The 26,416-nt window shown below is 41.3% G+C and carries 18 protein-coding genes; 6 read left to right on the plus strand and 12 right to left on the minus strand.

Annotation, left to right across the window (positions count from 1 at the left end):
* The first annotated feature begins 17 nt into the window (after window positions 1-17).
* On the plus strand, window positions 18-524 hold the full coding sequence (locus L1266_RS08380) for an Sbal_3080 family lipoprotein (protein WP_054554535.1): 507 nt from the start codon (window positions 18-20) through the stop codon (window positions 522-524).
* An 18-nt stretch (window positions 525-542) separates the two neighbouring features.
* On the opposite strand, the gene L1266_RS08385 is transcribed toward L1266_RS08380, so the two are convergent.
* The 3 genes from L1266_RS08385 to L1266_RS08395 form a co-directional block, all read right to left on the minus strand.
* Window positions 543-1,061, minus strand: coding sequence for a protein tyrosine phosphatase family protein (locus tag L1266_RS08385; RefSeq protein WP_138599450.1), 519 nt, complete (start codon window positions 1,059-1,061; stop codon window positions 543-545).
* Window positions 1,062-1,080: 19 nt separating this feature from the next.
* Window positions 1,081-2,817 carry an amidohydrolase gene (locus tag L1266_RS08390; protein WP_235377294.1) on the minus strand — a complete coding sequence of 579 codons (1,737 nt, stop codon included), beginning with the start codon at window positions 2,815-2,817 and terminating at the stop codon, window positions 1,081-1,083.
* A 72-nt stretch (window positions 2,818-2,889) separates the two neighbouring features.
* Window positions 2,890-3,867: a Solitary outer membrane autotransporter beta-barrel domain gene (locus tag L1266_RS08395; RefSeq protein WP_235377295.1), complete on the minus strand. Its 978-nt coding sequence runs from the start codon at window positions 3,865-3,867 to the stop codon at window positions 2,890-2,892.
* A gap of 296 nt (window positions 3,868-4,163) precedes the next feature.
* On the opposite strand from L1266_RS08395, the gene L1266_RS08400 reads away from it, so the two are divergent.
* Both L1266_RS08400 and L1266_RS08405 read left to right on the plus strand, forming a co-directional pair.
* Entirely contained in the window at window positions 4,164-4,838 is a 675-nt protein-coding gene (locus tag L1266_RS08400; RefSeq protein ID WP_235377296.1) for an outer membrane beta-barrel protein, read from the plus strand.
* A gap of 124 nt (window positions 4,839-4,962) precedes the next feature.
* Complete coding sequence (locus L1266_RS08405) at window positions 4,963-14,253, plus strand: Ig-like domain-containing protein (protein ID WP_235377297.1); 9,291 nt, start codon at window positions 4,963-4,965, stop codon at window positions 14,251-14,253.
* Window positions 14,254-14,307: 54 nt separating this feature from the next.
* On the opposite strand, the gene L1266_RS08410 is transcribed toward L1266_RS08405, so the two are convergent.
* From L1266_RS08410 to L1266_RS08420, 3 genes are all read right to left on the minus strand, one after another.
* On the minus strand, window positions 14,308-15,903 hold the full coding sequence (locus L1266_RS08410) for an AbgT family transporter (RefSeq protein ID WP_135926342.1): 1,596 nt from the start codon (window positions 15,901-15,903) through the stop codon (window positions 14,308-14,310).
* Window positions 15,904-15,980: 77 nt separating this feature from the next.
* Entirely contained in the window at window positions 15,981-16,280 is a 300-nt protein-coding gene (locus tag L1266_RS08415; RefSeq protein ID WP_138616527.1) for a hypothetical protein, read from the minus strand.
* A 7-nt stretch (window positions 16,281-16,287) separates the two neighbouring features.
* Window positions 16,288-16,548 (minus strand): DUF3081 domain-containing protein, encoded by a 261-nt coding sequence (locus tag L1266_RS08420; RefSeq protein ID WP_054554528.1) that lies wholly within the window; start codon window positions 16,546-16,548, stop codon window positions 16,288-16,290.
* Window positions 16,549-16,749: 201 nt separating this feature from the next.
* On the opposite strand from L1266_RS08420, the gene L1266_RS08425 reads away from it, so the two are divergent.
* Together L1266_RS08425 and L1266_RS08430 are read left to right on the plus strand one after the other, a co-directional pair.
* The gene (locus L1266_RS08425) at window positions 16,750-17,616 is read left to right on the plus strand and encodes a TlpA family protein disulfide reductase (protein WP_290440872.1); all 867 of its coding nucleotides are present in this window, start codon (window positions 16,750-16,752) and stop codon (window positions 17,614-17,616) included.
* Between the two features lie 78 nt (window positions 17,617-17,694).
* Window positions 17,695-18,975: a flavohemoglobin expression-modulating QEGLA motif protein gene (locus L1266_RS08430; protein ID WP_166340802.1), complete on the plus strand. Its 1,281-nt coding sequence runs from the start codon at window positions 17,695-17,697 to the stop codon at window positions 18,973-18,975.
* Window positions 18,976-19,058: 83 nt separating this feature from the next.
* Here the strand turns inward: L1266_RS08430 and L1266_RS08435 are convergent, their stop codons facing one another.
* Window positions 19,059-19,901, minus strand: coding sequence for a type III PLP-dependent enzyme (locus L1266_RS08435; protein WP_328260052.1), 843 nt, complete (start codon window positions 19,899-19,901; stop codon window positions 19,059-19,061).
* 54 nt (window positions 19,902-19,955) lie between these two features.
* Between L1266_RS08435 and L1266_RS08440 the strand changes: the two genes are divergently transcribed.
* Window positions 19,956-21,487 (plus strand): IS3 family transposase gene (locus L1266_RS08440; RefSeq protein WP_442960598.1). Its coding sequence is split into 2 segments (ribosomal slippage): window positions 19,956-20,418 and window positions 20,418-21,487, totalling 1,533 coding nucleotides; the frame shifts between segments, so codons are not numbered across the junction.
* Here L1266_RS08440 and L1266_RS08445 read toward each other — a convergent pair.
* The 5 genes from L1266_RS08445 to astA form a co-directional block, all read right to left on the minus strand.
* Complete coding sequence (locus tag L1266_RS08445; protein ID WP_235377299.1) at window positions 21,484-21,915, minus strand: hypothetical protein; 432 nt, start codon at window positions 21,913-21,915, stop codon at window positions 21,484-21,486. The two genes, L1266_RS08440 and L1266_RS08445, sit on opposite strands and share 4 nt — an antisense overlap.
* 260 nt (window positions 21,916-22,175) lie before the next feature.
* Window positions 22,176-23,003, minus strand: a complete 828-nt coding sequence (locus L1266_RS08450; protein WP_166340804.1) for a hypothetical protein — start codon at window positions 23,001-23,003, stop codon at window positions 22,176-22,178.
* A 17-nt stretch (window positions 23,004-23,020) separates the two neighbouring features.
* The gene (locus tag L1266_RS08455; RefSeq protein WP_235377300.1) at window positions 23,021-23,824 is read right to left on the minus strand and encodes a DUF1338 domain-containing protein; all 804 of its coding nucleotides are present in this window, start codon (window positions 23,822-23,824) and stop codon (window positions 23,021-23,023) included.
* A 40-nt stretch (window positions 23,825-23,864) separates the two neighbouring features.
* Complete coding sequence (astD, locus tag L1266_RS08460) at window positions 23,865-25,337, minus strand: succinylglutamate-semialdehyde dehydrogenase (protein ID WP_138616541.1); 1,473 nt, start codon at window positions 25,335-25,337, stop codon at window positions 23,865-23,867.
* An 18-nt stretch (window positions 25,338-25,355) separates the two neighbouring features.
* Complete coding sequence (gene astA, locus L1266_RS08465) at window positions 25,356-26,390, minus strand: arginine N-succinyltransferase (RefSeq protein WP_062565696.1); 1,035 nt, start codon at window positions 26,388-26,390, stop codon at window positions 25,356-25,358.
* Window positions 26,391-26,416: the final 26 nt, after the last annotated feature.

The raw sequence follows: 26,416 nt of genomic DNA on the forward strand, positions 1-26,416 counted from the left end.
AAAAAAGGAAAATCATAATGAAATATTTAAAAATGTCAGCTGTTGCTGCTGCGGTAACTATCCTTGCTGGATGTGCGGCGAAACAAGATGTAAGTCGTTTTGAAGCGGAAAAACCAAAAACAGTGTGTATTGCAGAGCATCAAGCAGTTAAAGAAGGTGTTGTAACATCATTGCAAACAGGTTTTGCAAAACATAACGTGCAAACACGCGTGATACCGGCTAACTATGTTATGAAACACCAAGCGTATCAAACAGACATCTCAACTGCTAACACAAACGGTTGTGATGCAATTGCATTTTATGTTGCGAACTGGCATTGGGATTTAGCTCTTTATATGGCCTATGCCAATATCTGGGTCACTAATGTTGACCAATCTAAAACAATTGCGCAAGCAAGCTATCGAACGGGTGGTGGTTTGGATAAATTTATTGATGCAAACGATAAAATTATCGAATTAGTGGATTCAATGTTCCAGCAAGTTGAAGCCAAGAAACAACAAGAGAGTCAGAAAAAAGCAATATAAACTAATATGTTGGTCAGCTTATGGCTGACCAACCTCTTCGTTAACTTTGCTTCTTACCACCCCTTCAAGGCTTTTTAAGCCCCATTGTTTACCAATCTCAACAGCTTCATCAATTGGCTTTTTCAAGGTGACTGCATTATAAAGCGCAACGAGAGCGCCAACACGGTTGCTGCTCGCACAATGAAGTAAGGTAGTTTGCTGTTGCTGTTTATTGAGTAAGGCCTGAAGTTTCGTAGCATTTTCAATGGTAATATCAGCTTTAGATTGCACAGGAATATGGTAATAGTTCATACCAAGCTCAGTGACTAACTCTTGCTCAGACCAATTCGTTTCGTTATCACCACGAAGGTTTATGACGTTCTGAACACCAAGTTGTTTTAACTTGGCAAAATCCGTTTGACTTGGCTGCCCAGAAGTTAGCACATTCTCAGACTGCGCCTTAAGATTTAAAATATCCAGTTTTGTAGTAACGGTTTGTGCTGCAAATGCAGAAAAAGACAGCAGCGCAGCACAGGCTAATTGTATGAACTTATTCATTTTACTCCTTAAAGTGTGTTTAATTTTTGCTGTAGACGGTTTCACCACGACTAATGGTTTCTAACACTTGTAAGTTATGTAGCTCTACAGGCTTTATCTTTAGCGGATTCTTATCAAGAATTATCAAGTCTGCTTGCATCCCTTGTTTTAATTGCCCTTTAGAGTTTTCTTCAAAGTGTTGATACGCAGGCCATGTCGTCATTGCTTGTAGTGCAGTATACACAGAAACACGTTGCTCTGGCCCTAATACTTGATCTGTACGGGTTGTGCGGTTAACAGTTGCATCTAATACACGTAGTGCATCAGGTAGGGCGACTGGTGCATCATGATGGGTGCTAAACATTAATCCTTGTTTGCGAACAGCTTGAGTGGGTGAAACAAAATCGGCACGGGGGTGACCTAGCACTGAATTTACATGCCAGTCGCCCCAATAAAAAGTATGCATTGGGAAGAGCGATGGAAATATGCCTAATTCTTTAAGACGATTTACCTGATCTTGTCGAATTGTTTGACCATGAATGAGTACAGGGCGGCGATCTTTTTTGCCGAGCTTGTTATTGGCACTTTCAACGGCATTTAAAAACTGCTCAATGGCGGCATCACCATTTGCATGCGTCATTACCTGCCAGTCATTGGCAAAGGCCGTTTCAATATACTGATAAGCTTGCTCATCATTAAAAGTAGGGTAGCCTGCATAACCTTGCTCTTGGCCTTCGGGGGCTTTTAAGTATGGCTGAGATAACCAAGCGGTTTTCCCTTGTGGTGAGCCATCAAAGTTCAGCTTTACACCCCCAATGCGAAAATGATTTGTGTAGGTGTTACTGTTATAGGCTGAGTCCATAAATCCGCTGCTGGTGGCCATATCGGCATAGGCAACTATATCAATCACGAATTTATCTGCCTTTGATGCTCTTACCATCGAGTCATAAGCTTCTTGGGTAGCACGTCCTTCTTGGGCCGTTGTGTAGCCGTATTTTGTATAGAGTTTTTGCCCTTCTTGCAGCATTAAATCTTGTAAATCAGGATCAACAGATTTCATAAGTTTAAACAGTAATCCAAAGTGCGCGTTTTCTTCGAGCACCCCATTGGGCTCTTGTGAGTTTGTCATGCGACGAATTATCCCGCCATCAGGATTTTCTGTGTTTTCATCGATGCCAGCCATGGCTAACGCTTTAGTGTTTGCCACACTTAAGTGCCCTGAGGTATGAATGATGATCACAGGCTTTTCAGTGCTAACTCGGTCTAAGTCCATTTTTGTAGGGTATCTATCAAGCTCAGCATCATCGTACCCAAATCCTAAGATAGCGCCGGTTTTTTCAATAAAAGTGGTGTAATCAGGGTTGTTCTGTGCAGCTGTGAGAATATTAACGATTTGCTCAACGCTGTTAGCATCACCATCTGGACTAGGTAATACATTGGCTACCATGGCTTGTAAGCCTACCGCGTACACATGACTGTGGCCATCTACAAAGCCAGGCATTAGGGTCTTGCCTTGTAAATCAATCAGCTTCGTTTTACCAAACTTATGCTCAAGGGCTTTAGTTTTATCACCCACAAAGATAATTTTGTCGCCTTGCGTTGCGATTGCTTGCGCATACTCTGGTTCATCGCCAGTCATTGTAAGAATATCACCACCATAATAAATGGTATCTGCTGCACTCACTTGCAGTGGAAGCGTTTTAGCTGTTTGTTCAGAGGTTTTATCGCAAGCCGTTAAGGCAAGCAATGAACATGCAATTGCGAGGTGATGTTTCATATAATCTTCCTTGAATTCTAAGTATGTCTAATAATATAGTCTGTTTGCTCAGTTTGTGTTTTTATATTGGACTTAAATTTCATTAAAGTACAAGACAATAGCAGCGCCATCTAGGCTACTGCCATTATGAATGTTGATACCAATACCAAAGTTATCGAACCATGACGTCCATTTTCTGCTATCCCATAAAAAGCCAATACCGTATTCATAAAAGTGATCGGTCCCAAATGCTACCCGACTATCGCCGCCTAAATCGATACGTTGGCCTTTGATGTAAAAAGCTTGCTCAAAAAACCCGATTTTGAACATGTTAAATTTAGCTTTAATACCATTGAGTGTGCGCCATGTCTCAGGCGCCGCATTATTTATTCCATCAGGGTGAGAGAGTGCCCAGCCATAGTAATAATTAAAGTTAAGTTTGTACTCGTAATAGCCCCAATGCCTAGGTAAGCGATAGATCATGGTCGCATTAGGGTTTAACACCAGTGCATTACTATTGAGGTTGGTGTAAAGATTTTCAGCTAAAGGCTTAAAATTACGTCTAGACTCGGGAGAGTTGTACTCATAATCATTGTTGTAATGTAAGTAGTGAGTATTAAAACCAAATTGATATGACCATTTAGAGCCAAGTGCTTTTTCGGCATTAAAACCGATCATCCCGTTATACACTGTTTCTGAAATATAGTCGTCAGTCACATTATCAAAAAGCGAAATGAAATCTGATTGATTTAAATAGCTTACTTTGCTGGTCAGGCTTAGTTTGTGTTGATAAACAGGCTCATCAAGCTGCCAAGTGTAAGGAATACTGTAGAGTTTGAGTTCTTTTCTAAGCGCAATACTGTCTTCATCTTTGTTGGCATGTTGCGAGTCAAACAGTGTTTGTGGATCAAAATCACCAAAACCCAAGGTAAGACTATCACCATCGGTTAAAACCAACGACGTGGCAAAGGCCGATTCGAGCTGCTTAGTCGGGTTTGCAAAAACCGCTGAGCAGATACAGAAAATAATAGGGGTATAAAAAATAAATTTAAATCTATAGCTATTTTTCATTAATAAAGCGGGAATCATTATTTTATGAATAATAATAGCCCATTTATTTCAAACTATGACTAGTTATTTAGAATTGATTTTTTGTCAATTATTCAAAATCACCAAATAACTAATAACAATGTCTGTCGGAAATTTCACAAGCTCATAAATTTAGGAAGATTCTGATTCGGATCACTCATCTTTTCATCTAATGTAAAACATAAATGCAGAGTTGATATTCTGACTTTTAAATCTACATATTATTGTATTTAAATCAATTCTGTGCCCGTTTAATTAGATTAAGAGAGTGCTTTATTTTGAACCATAAATACTTTTTAACTAAAAGTTCTAGTTGTTTTTCATGGGCTTTTATACTGATTCTTTTTTCTGGTGGAGCACTATTCAGTACAGATGGGCAAGCTAAAGAAAATAATTGGTATTTGTATGGCCAAATAGGCCACGCTTCGACTGATTTTAAGGCAGACGCTGTTAAAAATGAGCTTGTTGCACAGAGTGTCAATTATGAAAACTTATCAGTGAAAGATACTGACGTAGGTTATCAACTAGGATTTGGATATCAGCTAGATTCTATATTTTCAGTCCAACTGGGTTATTTAGATTTTGGCGATAGAAATTTTCGTTTAACAGGAGAGGTGACTGATTTAGACAATTTTCATGATGTAATGCAAGCAACTTACCCTGAATCTGCAAAGGGGCCACACCTAGTTGTTTTAGCATCATGGCCTCTAACAAATGACCTATCACTAACAGGTAAACTTGGGTACCTTGATTGGCAACAAGATTACCAATACCAAATCAATACATCAGATGTTTTTAAAGCGAAACGCAGCGGCAATAGTGTGACTTTTGGCGGTGAAATCAGCTATTCAATATTTGAAAAGACTCTACTTTTCTTAAGTTACGACCAAGCTAGGTTAGATGATTACTCAACGTCAATGTTTTCTATTGGCGCTAAGTATCAGTTTAACTAATCAACTCCAAATGTATGCAGGGGGCGTACATTTTTAATTATCTCAAGGAATAGCTGAGTCTACTTACTAAACCACTCATCGTGAATTAGCAAACAGCTTGAAGTGTCTACAGGATTAAAATGCCATGTTATCAACAATTATTAAATATTTATACTTAGTCGCACTTATTGCGCCCATGTCGATATTGGCTATGCCAATTACAATTATCGCTCCTAGTAAAACGTTTACGCTTGATGTAGAGCCCAGTGACAGTATTGGTACTCTACGACAATTAATAAGCGATGAAACGAGTATCCCGTATGACAGAGTGGTCATTACTCAAAGTGTTGAGGGCGGTACCGCTGTGTTGGATGATGATAATCCTTCTTTGTCAGATAGAAACGTCAAAAAGGATGATACATTAACAGTTACAAAGAAAAATACAGCGCCTAGTTTTTCAAGTAATGGGTGGGAATTTGTTGGTAACTCTAGGTTCACAAGAGGTGGATACTCTCCTGTGGGTATAAACATTAGCATGGATGCTAATGATGTACCCTGGGCAATTTTCTCGGGAAATTCAGATTCACCTTTAAGGGTATTAAAATTTAATGGTACGGATTGGGAACATGTCGGTAACACAGATATTACAAGTAGTATTGTTCATTACTCGGATATAATCTTTGATAATAATAACACCCCGTTTATTTGCTTCACTGATGACGGAGGATTAAAAGTACTAAGTTTTGATGGAACATCTTGGGTGGATGTTGGCTCACCTGTTTCAAGTGGGCATATTTTATACAATAATTTAGCATTTGATAATAATGGCGTTTTGCATATTGTTTATAACAATGCAAATTTTGGAAGTAAAGCTGTTGTAAAAAAATATGATGGTAATCACTGGGTAAGTGTTGGTATAGAGGGGTTTACGCCATCAGAGGCAACCTATACTGAAATTGCTTTTGATAGCTCAAATACGCCTTACGTTTCATTTAGAGATTACTCTCACTCTAGTACTGGAGCTTCAGTGATGTCGTTTAATGGCTCATCTTGGGTATATGTCGGCGAACCAGGTATTTCAGATACCAGTGCAATTGAACCGTCAATAGCAATTGATAGTAATGACAATATTTTTTTAAGCACTAGAACTGAAAATAGTAGCTCTGCTAACGGGCTCGGTATTTATAAATTTGATGGAACAAGTTGGTCTTTAGTTGTTGAGGATGTATCAGGAGGTGGTGCAGGTTTCCCTAAGCTTGAATTTGGTGAGAATGACATACCATTTTTATTTTTCATAGATCATGAAGCCGATCCATATGGGGGCAGCGTTATAACATTCGAAAATAATGCTTGGCAGTTTGTTGGGAGAAGAGGGTTTGCTCCAGGAATTACGACCTACAGCCATTTTGCCCTTGATAGCCAAAATACACCATATGTTATTTATTTTGAGGGTACTTCAACTTTTTTTGCCAGTGTAATGAAATATGCAACAACAACATTCTCAGATTCATCTAGAATAGTTACTCAAGGAGACTCAATAGGAGATCCTTTTGCTGATTTCATGATATCAGACGAAGACGCTGACGATGTGGTGTTAACGATTACATTTTCGGATACCAACGCAGGGAGCTTTTCAGGTAATGCAAGTGGTGGGGCTGATTATAACTACGAGCCAAGCAGCGGTGTATTAACAGTCTCTGGAAGTGTTAGTGATGTAAAGGCAACGATTGATAACTTAACCTTTACTCTTGATAGTAACTACACAGGTGAATTCACATTCACTAATGAGTTGACTGATGGCACAGAGAGCGCCTCGCCGGTAACTTTAACTTATAACGTAGTTACACCTAATAAAGCGCCGTCTATTAGCACTAATAAAGGCCTTTCAATCGATGAAGGTACTACAAAACTAATTTCTGCGCTTGACTTATCCGCTACAGATGCCGATGACTCTGGTACAGGACTTATATTTACGCTTAAATCTGTGCCAAGTAATGGTAGTTTGTTTGTTGATACGAATAATAATGGCAGCTTAGACTCAGGCGAAGAGCTTGCTGTAAATGACACGTTTACTCAACAAACGCTGGATGATTCAAACCTTTATTATAAACACAATGGCTCGGAGACTACCTCTGATAACTTTACATTTGACCTAGCCGATGGTGGGGAAGATGGGGTTGAACCAGTTACAAATCAAAACTTTGCTATCTCGATTTCATTAACGAATGATGCGCCAGTGATGACCAATAAGCTCAAATGGGATTTTGTGGGTAATGCGGCTTTTTCTAAAGCGTATGCCGAAGAAATTGAAGTTAAATTAGATAATAATGATGTTCCTTATGTGGTTTTCGCGGATTATCTCGATGATAAAACCGGTGTGACTGTAATGAAATTAGAGGGTGATTCTTGGCAATATGTAGGGCCTCGAAATTTCTCAGCGGGGTCTGTCGGCCATCATAAAATTGCGATAGACAGTCACAATACCCCTTATATCATCTATCAGGATAGATCACTTGGAGGTAAAACTGTTGTACAAAAGTTTATCAACGGCAGTTGGCTAGTTGTAGGCGAGGGGCCTGTTAGTCTAGATCAAGCAAAGCATACTGCAATTGCAATCGATAGTGCAGACAACCTATATGTTGCTTATCAGGATTTTGGTTATTCTAATAAAGCTATTGTAAAAAAATGGAATGGTACAAATTGGCTTACTTTGGGTGGCACTGATTTTACACCTAGTGATCCAAGGTATCTCTCACTTGCATTTGATGACAGTAACACACCTTACCTTGCATATGTTGATCATGGTAAGTCTGATAGCGGCAATGTTAAAAAGTTAGTCAATAATAATTGGGAACAAGTAGGGCCTGTGAACTTCTCTGAAGATGTTATTAATCTTGACTTAGCTTTTAATAATAATATCCCTTACCTTGCTTACAATTCCAACGCACGTATTCCTTCAGTAAGAACATTCGATGGGACAGATTGGGTCTTCTTAGGCGAAGCAGGCATATCTAAAGGAAGAGTTGGTCAACTCGATATTGAGTTTGATAGTAATAATAACCTTTATGTCGCTTTTACAGACTATGAAGAAAACAGAAAAGCTACAGTGATGAGATTTAATGGCACAGGTTGGCATTCGATGACTCAGTCAGGCTCTACATCAGATAGAGCAGTTAATGTTACACTCGCTATTGCGAGTGACGACAGCTTATATATTTCTTTCACTGATTTTATTAATGATCTTAAGGCTTCGGCGATGAAATCCAGCCGAGCAGCATTTGAGAGCTATACGCTCTCTGTAGCAGAAGACAGTGACGCAAGCTTACTATTCGATAATTATCAAATCACCGATGAAGAAGGTGATGATGTTACCCTGACAATTACACTTGCTAATAACACATCTGGCTTACTAGCAGGCGCGGCGAGTGGTAGTGCCGTCGTTAATTATAATAATGACAATGCGACACTAACAGTCAGTGGATCCCTCGCGGATGTCACCACTACACTTGCAAATTTATCATTTAAACCAGCGGCTAATTTTTCTGGCTCACTGGGTATTACATTTAACTTAACTGATGGCAGCAATAGTATAACGCCAGTGAATGGCACGATTACGGTGATTGGTGTAAATGACGCGCCGAGCATTTCATCAATTGCGGTGAATCAAGCAACAGAAGATACGCTTTATTCGTATCAACTAACAGTATCTGATGCTGATAAAGACGATACATTTACATACAGAGCGACCCAATTACCAAGTTGGTTATCGCTAAACCCATCCGGCCTACTAGCGGGTACACCGACTAATGATGATGTAGGTGATCATACGGTGACTATATCAGTGACCGATCAGGCAAATGCAAGTGACATTCAATCATTCACGATTTCGGTTGAAAACGTGAATGACAAGCCTGTGATTTCTTCCACGCCGATTAGAGCAGCAACACAAGACCAGCCATACAGCTACACCCTTGTTGCGAGCGATATCGATAAAGGCGATACGTTGACTTATACAGCAACGAAGATCCCTGGATGGTTAGGCTTTACAAGGTCTACGGGCGAACTGTATGGTACCCCAAATAAGCATACCATTGGTACATATGCCATTACTTTAACTGTTACTGACAGTACTGGCGCATCTGTTTCGCAATCATTCTCTATCACGGTTGAAAATGTGAATGACGCGCCGGAAATTTCTTCTGTGCCAATCACATCGGCAACCGAAGACAGTTTTTATAGTTACACGTTAACAGCAAAGGATGCTGACAAAGGTGATACCCTAACGTATGCGGCAACGAAGCTCCCTAATTGGTTGACGATCAACCCATCAACGGGCGTACTTTCTGGAACACCAAGCAATGATGATGTGGGTGAGCATGCTGTGATTTTGAGCGTCAAAGACGGTGCTAATGCACTTGATACTCAATCATTCACTATCTCGGTTGTAAACGTGAATGACGAGCCGGTGATTTCTTCAACGCCAATTACAGTGGCAACGGAGGATAATCGTTATATCTATACTTTGAATGCAAGCGATGTCGATAAAGATGATACCTTGAAGTATGGAGCAACAAACTACCCTGACTGGATGGTGTTTAACCGTTCAACAGGTGTGCTTACTGGTACGCCTCGCAATGATGATGTCGGTGTGCACTCTGTGACGCTAACCGTCACTGACAGTGCCAATGCAACGGTTGAGCAAACTTTCACTATTACGGTTGAGAACGTGAATGACGTACCTGATGTGCAAAATGACATCGCCAGTGTTGATGAAGATAATAGTGTTGCGATTGATATTCTTGCCAATGACAGTGATGTCGATAGTAAGCTAAACCCAGCAAGCGTGATGATTGTTACACCGCCAACACAAGGTCAAACTAGCTTGAATACGGCGAATGGTGTGATCACTTATACGCCGAATGAGAATATTAACGGGACCGATACATTTAGCTATACAGTCGATGACATAGAGCATGGCCGTTCAGATGTGGCGACGGTGACCATTACTATTAATCCTGTTAATGACGCGCCTCTTGCAAATAGCGATAGCGCGATGACCGAAGAAGACATGGCCATTGAAATTGATGTTGCACTAAACGATGCTGATATTGACGAAGGAGACTCACTCGACTTATCAAGCTTAGTAGTCGTTTCTGCACCTGAAAATGGTCAAGCAAATGTCCAAAACGAGCGCATTGTTTACACGCCTGCGTCTAACTTTAATGGTAGCGATACATTTACGTATCGTATTGCAGATAAAGCAGGTGCAGTGTCAAATATTGCACGTGTTTTAGTGACTATCGGTGAAGTTAATGATGCACCAGTGGCGACCAATGATTTAGGTGTACTTGAAGAAGATACATCAATTGAGTTGTCTATTCTTGACAACGATATTGATGTTGATAGTGAGTTGCTTACAGAGAATGTGACGATCACGAAAGCCCCTAAGCATGGCGAGCTAACTGTCAATAAAGAGTTAAGCACAATCCGCTTTACACCACATTCAGATTTCTTTGGTACTGATAGCTTTGAATATAGTGTCAAAGATGATCAGTCTTTAATGTCAAATATTGCGACAGTCACTTTAACGGTAAATAGTGTGAATGATGCGCCAGTTGCACAAAATGACACCGCCGTATTACTTGAAGACACATCTCATAATATCAATGTGTTAGGTAACGATAGCGATGTTGATGGCACCCTTGATAAGACGAGTCTAGAAGTTGTTACACAGCCTGAACACGGTAATGTACAAGTGAACAATGGCGTGTTCAGTTACACACCAGATAGTAATAGTTATGGAGCAGACACATTTACTTATCGTGTTAAAGACGATTTAGGCCTTTGGTCAAATCATGCAGAGGTGTTCATTACGGTGACAGCTGTTAACGATGCACCATTGGCAAATAATGATGTGATCCAGACCAATGAAGATGAGAGCGTGATTATTGATGTGACGCAGAATGATTCAGACATTGATGGTCATCTTGATGAGGATTCAGTGAATATTGTAACAAACCCTGCATTTGGTCATATTACCAATAATGTAGATGGTACAGTTACTTATACGCCTATTAGCAATTATGTGGGCTTTGATTCATTTACTTACTCTGTACTTGATAATGAAGGTGCACAGTCAAACACAGCTTCAGTGACCATCACCGTGTTAGCAGTCAATGATGCGCCTGTTATTGAATCTCACCCAGTCACGTCGGCGACACAAGATGAAGCGTATAGTTATGTTGTTACTGTTAAAGATATAGACAGTGCAGATAGCTATAAATTAAGTGCGCTAGAGCTGCCAAGTTGGCTTGATTTTGACCCTACAACAGGCGAGCTAAGCGGTACGCCGAGTAATGATGATGTAGGTACTCATAGTATCAACTTAGTTGCCACTGATGCAGGAGGATTAACCGATACTCAAACCTTTGCTATCACAGTGGCCGATGTTAACGATGAAGCCACGGGCGGGATCAGTATTACTGGTGAAGCAAAAGAAGGTGAAACCTTAGCTGTTGAGTCGACAATCGAAGACCCAGATGGCGTAGGTGAGTTTACCTACCAATGGATGCGTAACGGCGAAATCATTACTGGTGCAACGCTTGCAGAGTACATGCTAACCGAAGCTGATATTGGCGCGACAATCACAGTTGTCGTAACCTATGTTGATGGCCATGGTAATACAGAAACCTTTACCTCAGATGCAACCAGTGTTGTCATTATCGCGAATGTTGCACCGGTTACCCATGACGAACAGTTCAGCATGGATGAAGATGAAAGCATTACCTTTTCGCTAAACTATTTCGACGAAAACGGTGATGAGGTTACGCTTAATCTTGTGACACCTGTGAGTAATGGTACATTGTTAATGGATGCAAACCATCTGGTGTATCAACCAAACGCTGACTTCAATGGTACTGATAGTTTCAGTTACACCGTATCGGATGGCATGCTGAACTCTAATATTGCGACAGTGACTATTGTCGTTAACGCAATCAATGATGCGCCAGTGTCTATGCCAGATAACTTTACCGTCAATGCGGATTTAAATGAGTATGTGGTGCTTGATGTGCTCGCAAACGATATTGATGTTGACGGTGATGAACTTACTCTTGTTAAGGCAACCGTGAGTGCTGGCACGATCCGCATTGTCGATAACAAACTAGAGTACTTAGCCCCAGTTGGCTTGAATGCTGATGTTGTAATTACTTATCAAATTAAAGATTCAAATGGTGAAGTGGTTGAAGTCACATTGGTGGTATCTGTTGTGTCTACGGCAGCTGAAATTACGATTACAGCACCAGAAGACAAAACAATTGCATCTAAAGGTCTTTTCACCAAAGTGAATATGGGCACTGCTATTGCGAAGGATGCACTGGGTAACCCAGTTCGTGTCACCGCAAGCTCAAAAGGTTTCTTTGCACCGGGGACTCACACTGTTATTTGGAGCGCCGGGGAAGGCGATGATCAAGTTTCTGCAACGCAGTTAATCAATGTTATTCCTCAGGTTAACTTTAGTAAAAATCAAACTGCAACTGAGGGGACGGCCGTTTCTATTAAAGCAATTCTCAATGGTGATGCCGTTAACTACCCAGTGGTTGTGCCATATACAGTATCTGGAGATGCGCTAGAGGGTGCAGACCATGACCTAGTTGAAGGTGAATTTAGATTTGAAAAAGGGCAACGTGAAGCGAGTCTGATTGTTAACGTGTCATCTGATGACATTGATGAGAGGTCTGAAACACTGGTTCTTCAGTTTTCAACGCCTGAGAATGCTGTTGTCGGTCCGTTAGGTGAGCATACTCTTACCATCGAAGAAGGGAATGTTGCGCCAAGCATTGAGGTCTTTGCAAATCAGCAAGGGATAGTGACGCGAATCATAAATAGACAAGGTGGTGATGTAACGTTAACGACACTAGTAACGGATGCAAACCTAACCGATACACACATATATGGTTGGTTAACGTCTGATAGTGCCATTGTCGATACTGACAGTGTTGAAGAGAGTTTTACTTTTGATCCACAACTTCTTGAGCTAGGGACGTATCAATTTGAAGTCGGCGTGTTTGACGGACAACAAGCGGGATCTTCACTATTAGAACTGACTATTGTTGACTCAATGCCTCAATTATCTTCTGAAGATACTGACTTTGATGGTATTCCTGATAATGAAGAAGGTTACGGGGATGCTGATAATGATGGCATACCTGATTATTTAGATGCTGATTCGTTAGCGCTCAACGTTGTACAAGAAAAACTGAACGAAAGTGAATTTTTCTTAATGGAAACCGAGCCAGGTTTGCAACTTAGCCTAGGTCATGTAGCGTTTGTAGCACATGGCACCAATACCGGAGTGTCAGAGCAAGAAGTAATGCATTACGGGAATTATGGTTCAGGTGCCACAGCAGATGCTGGATTTGATTATGCTAGCGGAGTCTTTGACTTTAACGTTAGCCAAATCCCCGTAGCGGGTCAGTCAGTCGGCATTGTTATAGCTCAGTTTGCACCCATTCCGAGCAATGCTGTATATCGTAAGCTAATGCATACCGGATGGACTGAGTTTGTCGTAGATAGTCGCAATAGCATTGCATCAGCACCTGGTGCAGAAGGTTTCTGTCCACCACCACATGATGCTCAGTATACCCAAGGATTAACTGAAGGACATTGGTGTGTTCAACTTACTATTGAAGACGGTGGCCCAAATGACGCCGACGGAAAAGTAAATCGTATCATCGAAGATCCAAGTGGTATTGCCAGTACAATGAGTACAAATACTCAACCGGTTGCTGAAGATGATATGGTTAGGGTTAAACGCAACATTAGTACATACCTTGATGTACTCTCGAATGACACAGATGCGAATGATGATTCGTTAATTCTGACATCCGCAGCAGTAGACATTGGTGAAGTAAGTATTGTTAATAATTTACTTTATTTTGTCCCGCAAGCAGAGCACCTAGGAATTGCAACGATTAGTTATAGCATTTCAGATAGTCAGGGAGGGGCTGATTTTGCGACAGTGATAGTTGACGTCGTAGCCAATGAAGCGCCGATGATAGATGCCATCATTGATGTTAGCACCGATGATCAAAGTCCAGTCACGATTGATATTTTGGCAAATGTGACAGATGAAGATAATAATGACTTCTCTATAATTTCAGCCACAGCAGAGAATGGCAGTGTGGTCATTAACGATGATGGGACGATTACCTATACTCCAAATGCAGGTTTTGAAGGTACTGACACAGTCACCTTTGTTATCTCAGATGGTGATGGCGGAACAACACAAGGACAATTTAATGTGGTTGTTAAAGCGTATAAGCAGGTGAGTGTAGAACATAAAACCAGTGGCGGTGGTACGCTGCCAATGAGCTTAATCTTGTTATTATTCGCATTGACAATTATAAGACGCAGTTATTATCGAACATATCGATAAACATTAAAAAGCCAAGCTTCAAAGCTTGGCTTTTTTACACCTTTAAGAAGCGCTTTAAGGCTGATAGTAAATCGGTGATTCAGGGCCAACTGGGAAGCCCAGAACAAATACCCATAAATAGAATAACGCAACCCAACCAACAAAGAAGATCATGCTGTAAGGAAGCATAGTCGCAACCAATGTACCAATACCCATGTCTTTCTTATACTTAGTCGCAACAGCCAGTATCAAGCCAAAGTAACTCATCATCGGGGTGATAAGGTTAGTAACCGAGTCACCAATTCGGTACGCCGCTTGAATAGTCTCTGGCGCATAGCCGATTAGCATTAACATTGGTACGAAGATGGGGGCCGTTACAGCCCATTGTGCAGATGAAGAACCTAAGCTTAAGTTTACTAATGCACACATTAAAATGAATAGCACGAATACTTCAGGGCCAGTTAGGTTTAATGCTTGTAAAAGAGCAGCACCGTTAATGGCTAAAATTGTGCCTAGGTTGGTCCATTTAAAGAAGGCAACGAACTGTGCTGCAAAGAAAACCAGCACAATGTACATACCCATCGAGCTCATACTTTTACTCATGGCATCGATGACATCTTTATCGTTTTTCATGGTGCCAACAACGCGGCCGTAAACAAAACCCGGAATACCGAAAGTCACAAAGATAAATACCACAATGCCTTTTAAAAATGGTGAATGTGCCACAAGGCCTGTTTCTGGATTACGTAAAATGCCGTCTTCAGGAACAATTGTCCAAGCAAGTAATAGTGACACCACTAACAGTGACACACCCGCCCATTTTAGTCCTGACTTTTCTTTATCGGTTAAACCGGCAATATCATTTTTAGGCAAATCGTTGCTTGCTTCATCAGGGTTGTACTTACCAAGACGTGGCTCAACGATTTTCTCGGTAACGAATGTGCCTAAAATGGCAATTAAAAATACCGAAATCATCATGAAATACCAGTTTGCTTCAGCGCCAACTTGGTAATTTGGATCAATCATTTGTGCTGCAGGCGTGGTGATACCAGCAAGTAGGGGGTCGATGGTGCCGAGCAATAAATTGGCACTGTAACCACCTGAAACACCGGCAAATGCCGCAGCAAGACCGGCAAGAGGGTGACGACCAAGGCTGTGGAATATCATGGCTGCTAATGGAATAAGTACGACGTAACCAAGTTCAGACGCCGTATTTGATAAAATCGCAGCAAACACCACCATGAAAGTAACTAAACGCTTAGATGCGCCCATTACCATGCCGCGCATAGCTGCAGAGAGTAAACCTGAGTGTTCTGCAACACTTACACCTAATAAAGCGACTAATACCGTACCAAGTGGTGCAAAGCTGGTGAAGTTTGTAACAAGGCCAGTAACGATACGCTGCAGGCCTTCGGCACTAAGTAGGCTGACAACTTCAATAACACCATCAGGGTCACGACCCGCAGCGCCTTCAGGGCGTGGGTCGATAGCGCTTAAACCATACCAATCGGCAATGCCGCTAAAAACGATAATAGCAACGCAGAACATTGCAAATAAAGTGATAGGGTGGGGGAGCATATTACCCAAAAATTCAACGGTTGCTAAAAATCGGTTAAACAACCCATTATTGCCACCTTCATGGGTGTTGTGAGAGTTTATAGTTTTTGACATGTCCAGTTCTCGTTATTTCAAAATGGCGCTAACCTAGCATTTTTTACCGGACAGATCATGTTTTAGCGGTGGGAGAACTAATAGGTACGTTCCAAAATGCCCTTGTACAGCAAGGGATAGCGGCGCAAACGTTTGCCAATGTAATCATCGGCTAGAATTTGCGCACAGATTTGCTCTACATCGTTACTTGCTTCAAATACCCAATCAAAACGCTCAATAGCAAGCAAAAAGCCACGCTTGAGGAACTGTTGTTCACGATAGTAACTAAGGTTTTCGCGAATGATATCTAACTTAGCTGGGTTAGATTTAAGCTCATTAATAACTTGGTTAATAAACGCTTGCTGTTGCTTTGACTCAGCTTTTACCCGTCGTTTCATTACTTCTTTACAGTTCCTGTTCTGCGATATAAAGCACTTTCTTTAAAAAGTCCTCTTTGTTCTTTTCATGCTGATAGTCAAGGTGATAAGTATTATGAAAGCCAAAGCGTAGTAACACGCCACTGCCTTTTAGATAGACCGTATAACCATCGATATCCGAAAAAGCGCAAATACCCTCATACAGCTTTCCATCTTCATGATCTTCACCGTGTTGAATGATTTTTTCATACACTGAGAGGATCAATTTACCGTCTAGTTCATTTTTCATAATGACTCCTTTTTTTGTGTAATACGTTTCAAACCTATAAAAAGTTTAGTGTTATTTTATGTAGGCATTAAACGAGTTGTGAATTTTAAAACCTTACTTTGCGATAAATCACTAAAATCACATTTAGATAGCAGATGTCGAAAATTTACAATATTTTCTCTTACCTTAAACTTAAGATAGATTTTATTTGAGGGACGCACAATGAAATATAAGTTTATACCCCTGATACTACTAGCAGGCTTGTTACTTGTAAGCAAAAGCATATCAGCAAATACAGCCCCCCTGATGTTAGAAAATGAAGCAGGGCAAATAGTTAAGCTTAACAGTTACTTAGGCAAGAAACCCGTTTACTTAAAGTTTTGGGCGACTTGGTGCAAGCCATGTATGGAGCAAATGCCACATTTTCAGCATGCATATGAGCAATATGGCGATAAAATTCAATTTGTGGCTATTAATATTGATCTCAATGATGATGCAGACGCTGTTGCTAAGGTTAAAGAGCGTTTTTCACTTACTATGCCAATTTTTACTGATCACACAGGGCAAGTTGCTAAACATTATGAATTTATGGGCACCCCTTTTCATGTATTGATTGATAGTGATAAAAAGGTGATTTTTCAAGGCCACGAAGCTGATAAACCGCTTGATAACACATTACGTTTGTTATCACACAATGGCAAAGTTGATGAAGCGCGCTTATTAAACGAAAAGCAAGGCCAAGCCACTCCTTTGCTTATTCCGAAACAAGGCAAAAAAGCCGTGCTATTCACCGCAACATGGTGCGACTGGTATTTAGCTGACACGCGTCCTGCAATGGCAAAACAGTGTGAATTAGCACAGCAACATGTTAATCAGTTGGCAGAGCAAGGAGTTGATGTCGAGGTTAAAGTGAGTCAACTGTGGACCGATCAAAGTGCTGTACAAGAATATGTTGATAAATTCTCTGCAACCATGCCAGTTTCAATCGATTATGGTAATGATTTATTTATCGAAAATGGCATTAATTCGGTACCCAGTTTACTTCTCTACAACGACGGAAAATTAGTCTCTAAAAAAGCTAAATTTTAATTAAAACAGCGTAATTTTGCTTTGTAATTATGCAAATTTAGCCTATGCTCTAGGCTCATTACACAGTGAGCCTAGAGCATGATAGATAAGGCATTATTAGCAAAAACACGCGAGTTATCTGACCGATTAATCGCACTGCAAACACCCATTCGTATCCTTGATGCGATTAATTGGGATAAACAAATCAAAGAAGAGTTTTTTAAGCATAAGTGCCAAAAGAACCCAACAGTTGATCAAGCCTATTACCAACAGCGTGACCTTGGTTTTGTACCAAGTGAGTTACGTCGTGCGTTTTCTGATTTAAATCGCGATATCATCAGCCAGCTAGGGCAATTAAACCCAATTGCGCAATATATGAGCAAGATGTGTACTGAATATAAAACCGTACTCAGTATGATTGAATATCGTGGTACTCCTGAATTTCATGATTTGTCAGTTGAGTTGTTTGGTCATCCAAAAGATTTATTCCATGCTGGAGAGCCTTCACTTTCTGAACTTGCAACCATGCTTGAGCAGCCGCTAAAAAGTATGCTTGATGCTGATATCTTGCCTGATGATCCAAAAAACATTGATGCAGAAGATGCAGTAAAAATTTTAGCATCACAAGTAGCTCAAACGATGCCAGGCATTGATGTTGAGGTTATTCTGAGTGATGGTATTGTGAGTGATGCTGCGGCAGGTGCAAATAATATTAAACTTAATCAAGATGTTAAATTTTCTCAAAGAGAGCTAGATATTCTTGAGGTGCATGAAGGCTGGATCCATGTTGGGACCACGCAAAATGGTCTTGCACAGCCATATTTAACTTGCTTAAGTAAAGGCACTCCGAGCTCTACGGTCACCCAAGAAGGTCTTGCTGTCTTGACCGAAATTATTACCTTAAAGTCAACGCCGCGACGTTTAGCAAAATTAGTGAACCGTATTCAAGGTATTACTAAAGTCATTGATGGCGCAGAATTTGTTGATATTTATCGTGATTATGTAGCGCAAGGGTTGAGTAAAGACGAAAGCTATACACTTACTCAACGCGTGTTTAGAGGCAGCACAGCAACAGGCTTACCTTTTACCAAAGACATCGCTTATATCAAAGGTTTCGTGTTGGTGTATAACCTTATTCGGGTTGCCATTCAATTAGGCCGAATTGATCAATTGCACTTATTATTAGTCGGTAAAATCTCAATTGATGATTTCAGGCTGATATCGCAATTACATGATTTAGGTGTGATTGAAGACCCTAAATTTATACCACCACACTTTAAAGACTTACGAGGTCTAGCAACGTGGCTAAGCTTTGGCCGTTTTATTGGTAACTTGTCGTTTGAACAATTAGAAAACGACTACAAACCACTGTTTCTTTAAGCAAAAAAAATGCAGCTGGAATGAGCAGCTGCATTTTAAGAGTTAAAGCATGTTGCCTTACATGCTTTTAGTCGAGGAAACGATTAACCGGTGAGTGCGTCAACCTGCACTACATCATTCAGTACGATAACTTCTGCACGTTTGAAGAAGTTAAAATCTGTTGCAGTTGCTAATGTGTAAGCACCCATCATACGGCTGATGATTAAATCGCCATTGTTTAATTTTGGTAGCATGATTGATTCACTTACTACGTCGATGCTATCGCAAGTCGGGCCTGCTAACACGGACTCAACACGTTCGTTTGATTGTTTGAACGAGTCGATAGGGTATGAAGCTTCATCAAACAATAAACCACTGAATGAGCCGTAAATTCCATCATCTAAATAGTACCAAGGCTTGCCATCACGTATTGCTTGACCCATTACCGATGCAACGCTGGTAACCGCACTGGCTACAATAAAGCGACCTGGTTCAGCAATTACGCGAACTGTCTCTGGTAACTGTGCTAAGGCATCATTAATCGGCGCACAAAATTCCTCAATTGGCAGCACGTCTTTGTGATAAGGCACAGGGAAACCACCGCCGATATCAAGCGTACTAAGCGCAGGTAATCCTAATGCAGCTACGTCGTTAATCACTTGATTACATGCAGCAATGGCAGTGACGTATTTAGCTGGACTTGCTGTTTGCGAGCCAACATGGAACGACAACCCTTTGATACGAATACCTAATTGTTGCGCATAGCTAATGATTTCAATAGCCATTGCTGGGCTACAACCAAATTTTTTCGATAAATCTGCGAATGCTTCCGCATTACGAAAACTTAAGCGAACAAGTAACTCAACCTGGTCTTTGTATGCAATGAACTTTTCTAATTCGTTGATGTTATCAACCACAAACACATTACAACCCCCCTGTGTCAGGATAGTTGTCGCCTCAGTTTTTCATAGCATTAAACAGGAGGCGGAAGTTAGGTATGAGTGAGACATTATCCAGAAGAACATAAAAAGGCAGTGGTTAGTAAGTTGATTGAAAGCGGTTTATCATTACGCCAGTTCGCACAAAGAGAAGGTGTTAGCCTGTCTACTTTGTATGGTTGGCGGGATAAGTATACAGAGGCCGATTTCAGTTTGACGAAAAGTAATACGCCAGAGAATTGGACAGCAGAGCAGAAGTTTTCTGCCGTGATAGAGACTGCTGCCATGTCGGAAGTTGAGGTAAGTGAATATTGCCGGAAAAAGGGTCTCTTCCCGGAGCAACTTCAGCAATGGAAACATAGCTGTATCTCTGGTAATCAATCCGAGACGGATAAGCGTAAACAGCAGGCCCAGGAACGTAAAGCGGATAAGAAGCGCATTAAAGAGCTGGAGAGAGAGCTAAAGCGAAAAGACGCAGCGTTAGCCGAAACTGCTGCGCTTCTGGTGCTCAGAAAAAAGTTAAATGCCTACTGGGGGGAAGACGAGGACAATTAACCACGTTCTCAGATAGGCAATACTATGTTTCACTGATTGATGAAGCCGTTAGCGCGGGGGCCAGAAAGCACAAAGCCTGTGACATCATCGGCTTATCCCTGCGCACGTTACAACGCTGGCGTGACGCGGATGGGATTTGTGCAGATATGCGCCAGGAGGCGGTCAGGCCGACGCCTGCTAATAAGTTAACTAAGGTAGAACAACAAGCCATTTTGGATATCTGCAATGAAGAGCGGTTTGCCAGTCTGCCGCCCAGTCAGATTGTGCCCATGTTGGCCGATGAGGGAGTTTATCTGGGTTCGGAATCGAGCTTTTACCGTATACTGAAAGCCAATAATCAGCTTACCCACAGAGGCAAAGCAAAACCCAAAGGTACACTGGCAAAACCTGATGGGTTTACCGCTAAGGGCCCCTGTGAAGTGTGGACCTGGGATATATCGTACTGCCCCTCTACAGTCATTGGTCGGTTCTTTTATCTGTACATGATAATGGATATCTTTAGCCGTAAAGTCGTGGGATGGGAAGTATATGACTGTGAGTCTGGTGAGTATGCCGCTAACCTATTAGAACGCACGCTATGGTCTGAGAAATGCATGAATGAAGAGATAATCTTACATTCTGATAATGGCAGTCCGATGAAGAGCCTGACCATGCAAGCAAAGATGATTGAAATGGGCGTTATCGGCTCGCGTAGCCGCCCCGGTGTCAGTAATGACAATCCCTACTCAGAATCTCTGTTCCGCACCATCAAATACTGCCATAGGTGGCCAAGTGAAGGCTTTAAGTCACTGGAAGAAGCGCGAGCATGGGTGCGTGATTTTGTCCGCTGGTATAACACAGAACATCGCCACAGCCGCATAAGATTCGTTACCCCAGAGCAGCGACACACAGGTGAAGACCAACGGATACTGGCAAAGCGCACTGAGTTATATGCCACGGCAAAAGTGAGAAATCCAAGTCGTTGGTCTGGTGAGACCAGAAACTGGGATAAGATCGGAAGCGTGGAGTTAAATCCGGAGAATAAAAAAGAAGCAGCTTAACAGCTCAGGCGACAACTACCTTGAAAAACGCCGCAACCGTATTCAAGTGCATCACGAATATCACGATCACGTTTGATTGGGTGCGTGTGAATAGTACGATCACTTGGTACGCCTTGGCTGGCGACTAAGTCAACTTCACCGCTGGTTGCTAAATCAAAGCTGGCGCCTTCTTCTAAAAGCGTACGAACAACCGCAGGATGAGGAAGTGGCTTTAATGCAAAGTGTAAAACAACGCCAGGCAAAGAACGGCTTAATGCACGGTATTGATGACGAACTGATTCACAATCAAGCACCATTAATGGCGCGCCATGTTGCTCAACGAGCTGTTCAATAAATTGGTTTGATGGTTGTGCTACTGGTTCGTTTGCAGCAACCGACGCTGCAGGTACTTTGATTGTTAAGTCTTGTGTAAGTGTTGAAATAGCCATTTTACTCTCCGGCAATTAAGCAACTGCTCGGAAAAAAATGGAAGTCCGAGTCAGTTGAGTGTTATTAAGCGCACAGTATGTTCTGTGCAATCAAATACACTCTTGGATAGTTGCTCTATCGCCTTGCTACAAACAGTGTTTGTAATGTACTCGGATTGGCTATCATCAAGAAGCGGCGAGATAATAGATCTGCGTTTTTATTTGCGCAAGTGTTTTTTGATAATATTTTGAGTTATTTTTATGCAAAAGTTAGAGGCTGCTTAGTCGTTTTGAAAGAGTATTCCATATTCGTTTGTGTAAATTTTAAGCATTGCTTCTGCGTCGCTAGGATCGTTCATTTGCTGGTGGAGTTCTTTGATATAAGCAGCCATTTCTACCTTTTGCATATAATCATTTATAAGCGACATAGCTCGATAACCTTCAGTGTTTTTACTACATGTAAAAAAGCCATTTATAAATTCTGGGTATTCAGCAATACGTCTTGATGTGAGTTGGTTTAATTCATGAGCTGGAATGTGTACATCAAGTGTTTGTTTGTATGCAACGATGTAATCAATACGTTTGCTGAAAAGTAGGCGGCTTAATTGCAAAAAAGCATTTTCACCGTAAATCGTTGCGACATTGAATTTTTTATCAGCGAAAATGCTATCAAGTTCGCGGTAACTAGTTGAGCCAACAATCCCAAAGCTAGCTTTGCTTTTTAGTAGCTCTGTAACAGAAACAGGCTCCGAACCTGACTTTAAGGTACTTTTAAGGGCGTATAAACGACGCTGTACATGCATGTACGTGGGTATCGTCGAAAATATCATAGCTTTCGATCGATTTTGGGTTTTGATGGCATTGTAAGTGCAACTAGCTTCGTTACCAGATAAGCGTTTTAATAACCGAGCATGATTTGTTATTTCGACATCTATATCGAATTCATCTGCAAGGGCTGGTTTGATTACAGCATTTAGGTGACGGTTGACACTATTTTTGTCAAATTCATTAGCAAAATATGCATGAGACAGAATTGTTAGCTTAGGCTTTTCTGTTGCCGTAGCAGTGTTTAGAGTAAATAAAATTACGATAAACCCAATTAGCCTCATACATAAACTCTTTTTAGTTATCGAGCATTGGTGCTCTCAAATATTTTGTCAGCTGATGCTGCAACAAAGCCAGTGTATAGCTCACCATCTGGTTTTGCGTAGCGCAAAGCAAACTCATAAAAACAACTTGGTACGGCAACAACACCATCGCTAAATTCAACTTCGCTGTCATCAGCAAGGGTTGAAGATTGCTCGAGTAATACCTCTGGTGAACCTTTGATTTCGCCGCCAGATGTATTTAGCGCAAAACCCGCATCTTTAAGTGCTTGGTTTACACTTTCGATATCATCGAATTTAGCCAATTCATTGATGCTCACCGTAAAGTGATTAGCACGGTAACCCCATGCTGACATCCATGCTGCATATTCACTTTCTGCGAGCAGTTTTTTGTAAGTGTCTGAACTTACTTGCCAGTGCGTACCTGAATACAGGAAATTATCGGCTGTAACAGCGTTTTCGTCAATCTGTGCAACCATGTCGTTGACAATCGTTTGCAGCTCTTCTGAACATTGCTCAACAAGTAATTCAGAAATGAAAACTTTAGGTTGCTTAGGATCTGAGTGTTCGAAGTGCTTTGCGTATAGTTTTTTCGCTTCGAAGTGGTACTCGCCGCATTCTTTGTAGCCAACTGCTAAAAAGTGCGCTGCTAGTTTTTCTAAGCCGATTTTTTCATGGTTAAAAGTACGTAAAGCAATGTGATCGTTAATCACGTCATCTTTTTGTGTTGAGCCAAGTAACTCATGTACTTTTACCGCCGATGGCGTAACTGATAAATAGTTGTCCCATAGGTCTTCAAATAGGGCGTTTACATCTGTGTGCATGTTTAATTCCTTCGATTAAGGCGGCGAGGCCGCCAAACAATTATTCAATAATTAAGCCCGGCGCAAGGGTCTGTGGTAAGTTAACTTTTTCGGCTTCAACAGAAGCAACAGGGTATGCACAGTAGTCAGCAGCGTAATAAGCGCTCGCTCTGTGGTTACCACTGGCACCAATACCACCAAATGGGGCAGCGCTTGATGCGCCTGTAATTGGTCGGTTCCAGTTAACAATACCGGCACGAATACGTTTTAAGAAATGCTGGTAGTCATCGCTATCATCACTTAATAAACCAGCAGATAAACCAAATGAGGTGTTATTTGCTTCATTAATCGCGCTATCGAAATCTGTGTAGCGATAAACTTTGATAAGAGGACCAAAGTGCTCTTCATCAGGCATATCTTTAACAGCCGTTACATCAATAATACCAGGGCTTACAAAACCAGTACCCGGTTCAAGATGCTTAAGTTCGACAAGAGAGGTTGCTCCCATATCAAGTAACTGCTGCTGAGCTGCAACCATACCTAGTGCTGCTTTTTCGCTGATCATTGCACCCATAAATGGTTGATCTTCGCTAAAGCTGTCGGCGACTTTAATTTGTTTTGTTGCAGCAATTAATTTTTCTAAAATTGCATCACCATTTGCCGAGTTCTCGATAAATAAACGACGAGAACAGGTACAACGTTGGCCAGAAGTAATGAAACCAGACTGGATAATGTCGTGAACAGCGGCACTTACATCTGCGACATCTTTTACGATCAGTGGGTTATTACCCCCCATTTCCAGCGCTAAAATTTTACCTGGGTGACCTGCAAATTGCTTATGTAATAGGTGACCTGTATTTGAGCTACCCGTAAAGAATAAGCCATCAATATCTTGATGAGAGGCAAGTGCAATACCTGTGTCTACTTCACCTTGAACAAGGTTGATGACACCGGCTGGTAAGCCTGCTTTAAGCCAAAGTTTTAAGGTGAATTCAGCAACATGTGGTGTTAGTTCTGATGGCTTAAATACAACGGTATTACCTGCTAAAATAGCTGGCACAATATGACCATTTGGTAAGTGACCCGGGAAGTTATAAGGACCAAACACTGCAACAACACCATGTGGCTTATGACGAATAAATGCTTTGGCGCCAGGCATTGGGTTTTCTGTGGTACCCGTACGTTCGTTATAGGCTCTGATTGAAATGGCGATTTTACCCGTCATTGCACCTACTTCAGTACGTGTTTCCCAAAGCGGTTTACCTGTTTCGCGGGCAATGATCGTTGCAAATTCTTCGCTATGCTCTTTAAGCTCTGCTGCAAAGTTTTCAAGAATAACGATACGCTCTTCAAGAGTCATATCAGCCCAGCCTAACTGCGCACTACGAGCTGCTTTGATTGCATCAGCGACTTGTTCAGCTGTGGCTGTTTTACCTTGCCAAACAACCTCGCCATTACTTGGGTTGATTGAACTAAAATCATGACCAAGGCCTGCTTGCCATTGGTTATCGATAAGTTGAGTTGTGACACTCATTTTAAACTCCTTAAGTGGTTACAAACGGAAAAACCGTGCTGCATCCCCTTGTTTTAATTTAAGTGCATCTGCCACTTCTTGGCTGACGATTAATGTGTGCTTAGCGTGGTTATAATGAGCATGCTTGGTGAATGTGGCTCTAAAATCATTCACGCCTTGGTTGCAAATAGCTAATGTATCTGAGCTTTGCTCATTGATATGCGCAAGCTCACCAATGCTGATAGGGCAAACTTGTGACTCACGGACACTGCGAATATTGCCAAGCTTTGCTTCTACCGTTGGCCCTGCATCGAATAGGTCGACATAACCACGGTGCTCAAACCCTTCTTTTTCCAAAAGTTTAAGCGCAGGCTTGGTTTTTTCATGAACCTTACCAATCACAGCTTGTGCTTTTTTGCTCAGTAAGTTGGCATAAATAGGGTACTTCGGCATCAACTCGCTGATGAAGACTTTATCGCCTAAACCGACTAAATGGTCAGCCTGTGGGAACTCAATGCTAAAAAAGTGTTCTTGTAACCACTGCCAAAAAGGTGAATGGCCATCTTCATCACTTACACCACGCATTTCTGCGATAATGGTGTCAGCAAAACGCTCGCTATGCTGGGCCATAAATAAAAAGCGAGAACGCGATAAAAAGCGACCTGTTAAACCTTTGCGGTTTTGCTCACGTAAGAACAAGGTACAAATTTCAGAGCAACCAGTGTAGTCATTACACATACTCAGAATATCAACCGTGTTATATACATTGAGAGTAGGTGAATGGTGAACAGTTTTACCTTGGTGGTAATGATATAAAGGAACCGACATTCCTACAGCAGCTTCGATAGCCGTTGTGCCGATAACGTCACCCGTTTCACTGTCTTCTAATACAAATAAATAGGTTTCGTCTTGTGGTTTATTAATATCTTTTGCAAAACTGCGTTCAGCGCGTTCAATTTTTTCTTGTAGTAAATTGTCGTCAACTGGTAACGAGGTAAAACCATGACCAGATTCAACAGCAATTTGTTTTAACGCAGCAAAATCATTTGCTGTTATAGGACGTAATACTTGCATTAAGTGCACTCCAATGGCGCATGCTT

It is taken from the genome of Pseudoalteromonas sp. Cn5-37 (genome assembly GCF_021532495.1).
Taxonomy (GTDB): domain Bacteria; phylum Pseudomonadota; class Gammaproteobacteria; order Enterobacterales; family Alteromonadaceae; genus Pseudoalteromonas; species Pseudoalteromonas simplex.

Coding starts and splice junctions, on each gene's coding strand:
- L1266_RS08390 (WP_235377294.1), bottom strand. CDS start 2,817: ATGAAACATCACCTCGCAATTGCATGTTCATTGCTTGCCTTAACGGCT.
- L1266_RS08445 (WP_235377299.1), bottom strand. CDS start 21,915: ATGGCTATTTCAACACTTACACAAGACTTAACAATCAAAGTACCTGCA.
- L1266_RS08395 (WP_235377295.1), bottom strand. CDS start 3,867: ATGAAAAATAGCTATAGATTTAAATTTATTTTTTATACCCCTATTATT.
- L1266_RS08430 (WP_166340802.1), top strand. CDS start 17,695: ATGATAGATAAGGCATTATTAGCAAAAACACGCGAGTTATCTGACCGA.
- L1266_RS08415 (WP_138616527.1), bottom strand. CDS start 16,280: ATGAAACGACGGGTAAAAGCTGAGTCAAAGCAACAGCAAGCGTTTATT.
- L1266_RS08385 (WP_138599450.1), bottom strand. CDS start 1,061: ATGAATAAGTTCATACAATTAGCCTGTGCTGCGCTGCTGTCTTTTTCT.
- L1266_RS08380 (WP_054554535.1), top strand. CDS start 18: ATGAAATATTTAAAAATGTCAGCTGTTGCTGCTGCGGTAACTATCCTT.
- L1266_RS08405 (WP_235377297.1), top strand. CDS start 4,963: ATGTTATCAACAATTATTAAATATTTATACTTAGTCGCACTTATTGCG.
- L1266_RS08455 (WP_235377300.1), bottom strand. CDS start 23,824: ATGCACACAGATGTAAACGCCCTATTTGAAGACCTATGGGACAACTAT.
- astD (WP_138616541.1), bottom strand. CDS start 25,337: ATGAGTGTCACAACTCAACTTATCGATAACCAATGGCAAGCAGGCCTT.
- L1266_RS08420 (WP_054554528.1), bottom strand. CDS start 16,548: ATGAAAAATGAACTAGACGGTAAATTGATCCTCTCAGTGTATGAAAAA.
- L1266_RS08425 (WP_290440872.1), top strand. CDS start 16,750: ATGAAATATAAGTTTATACCCCTGATACTACTAGCAGGCTTGTTACTT.
- L1266_RS08450 (WP_166340804.1), bottom strand. CDS start 23,003: ATGAGGCTAATTGGGTTTATCGTAATTTTATTTACTCTAAACACTGCT.
- astA (WP_062565696.1), bottom strand. CDS start 26,390: ATGCAAGTATTACGTCCTATAACAGCAAATGATTTTGCTGCGTTAAAA.
- L1266_RS08410 (WP_135926342.1), bottom strand. CDS start 15,903: ATGTCAAAAACTATAAACTCTCACAACACCCATGAAGGTGGCAATAAT.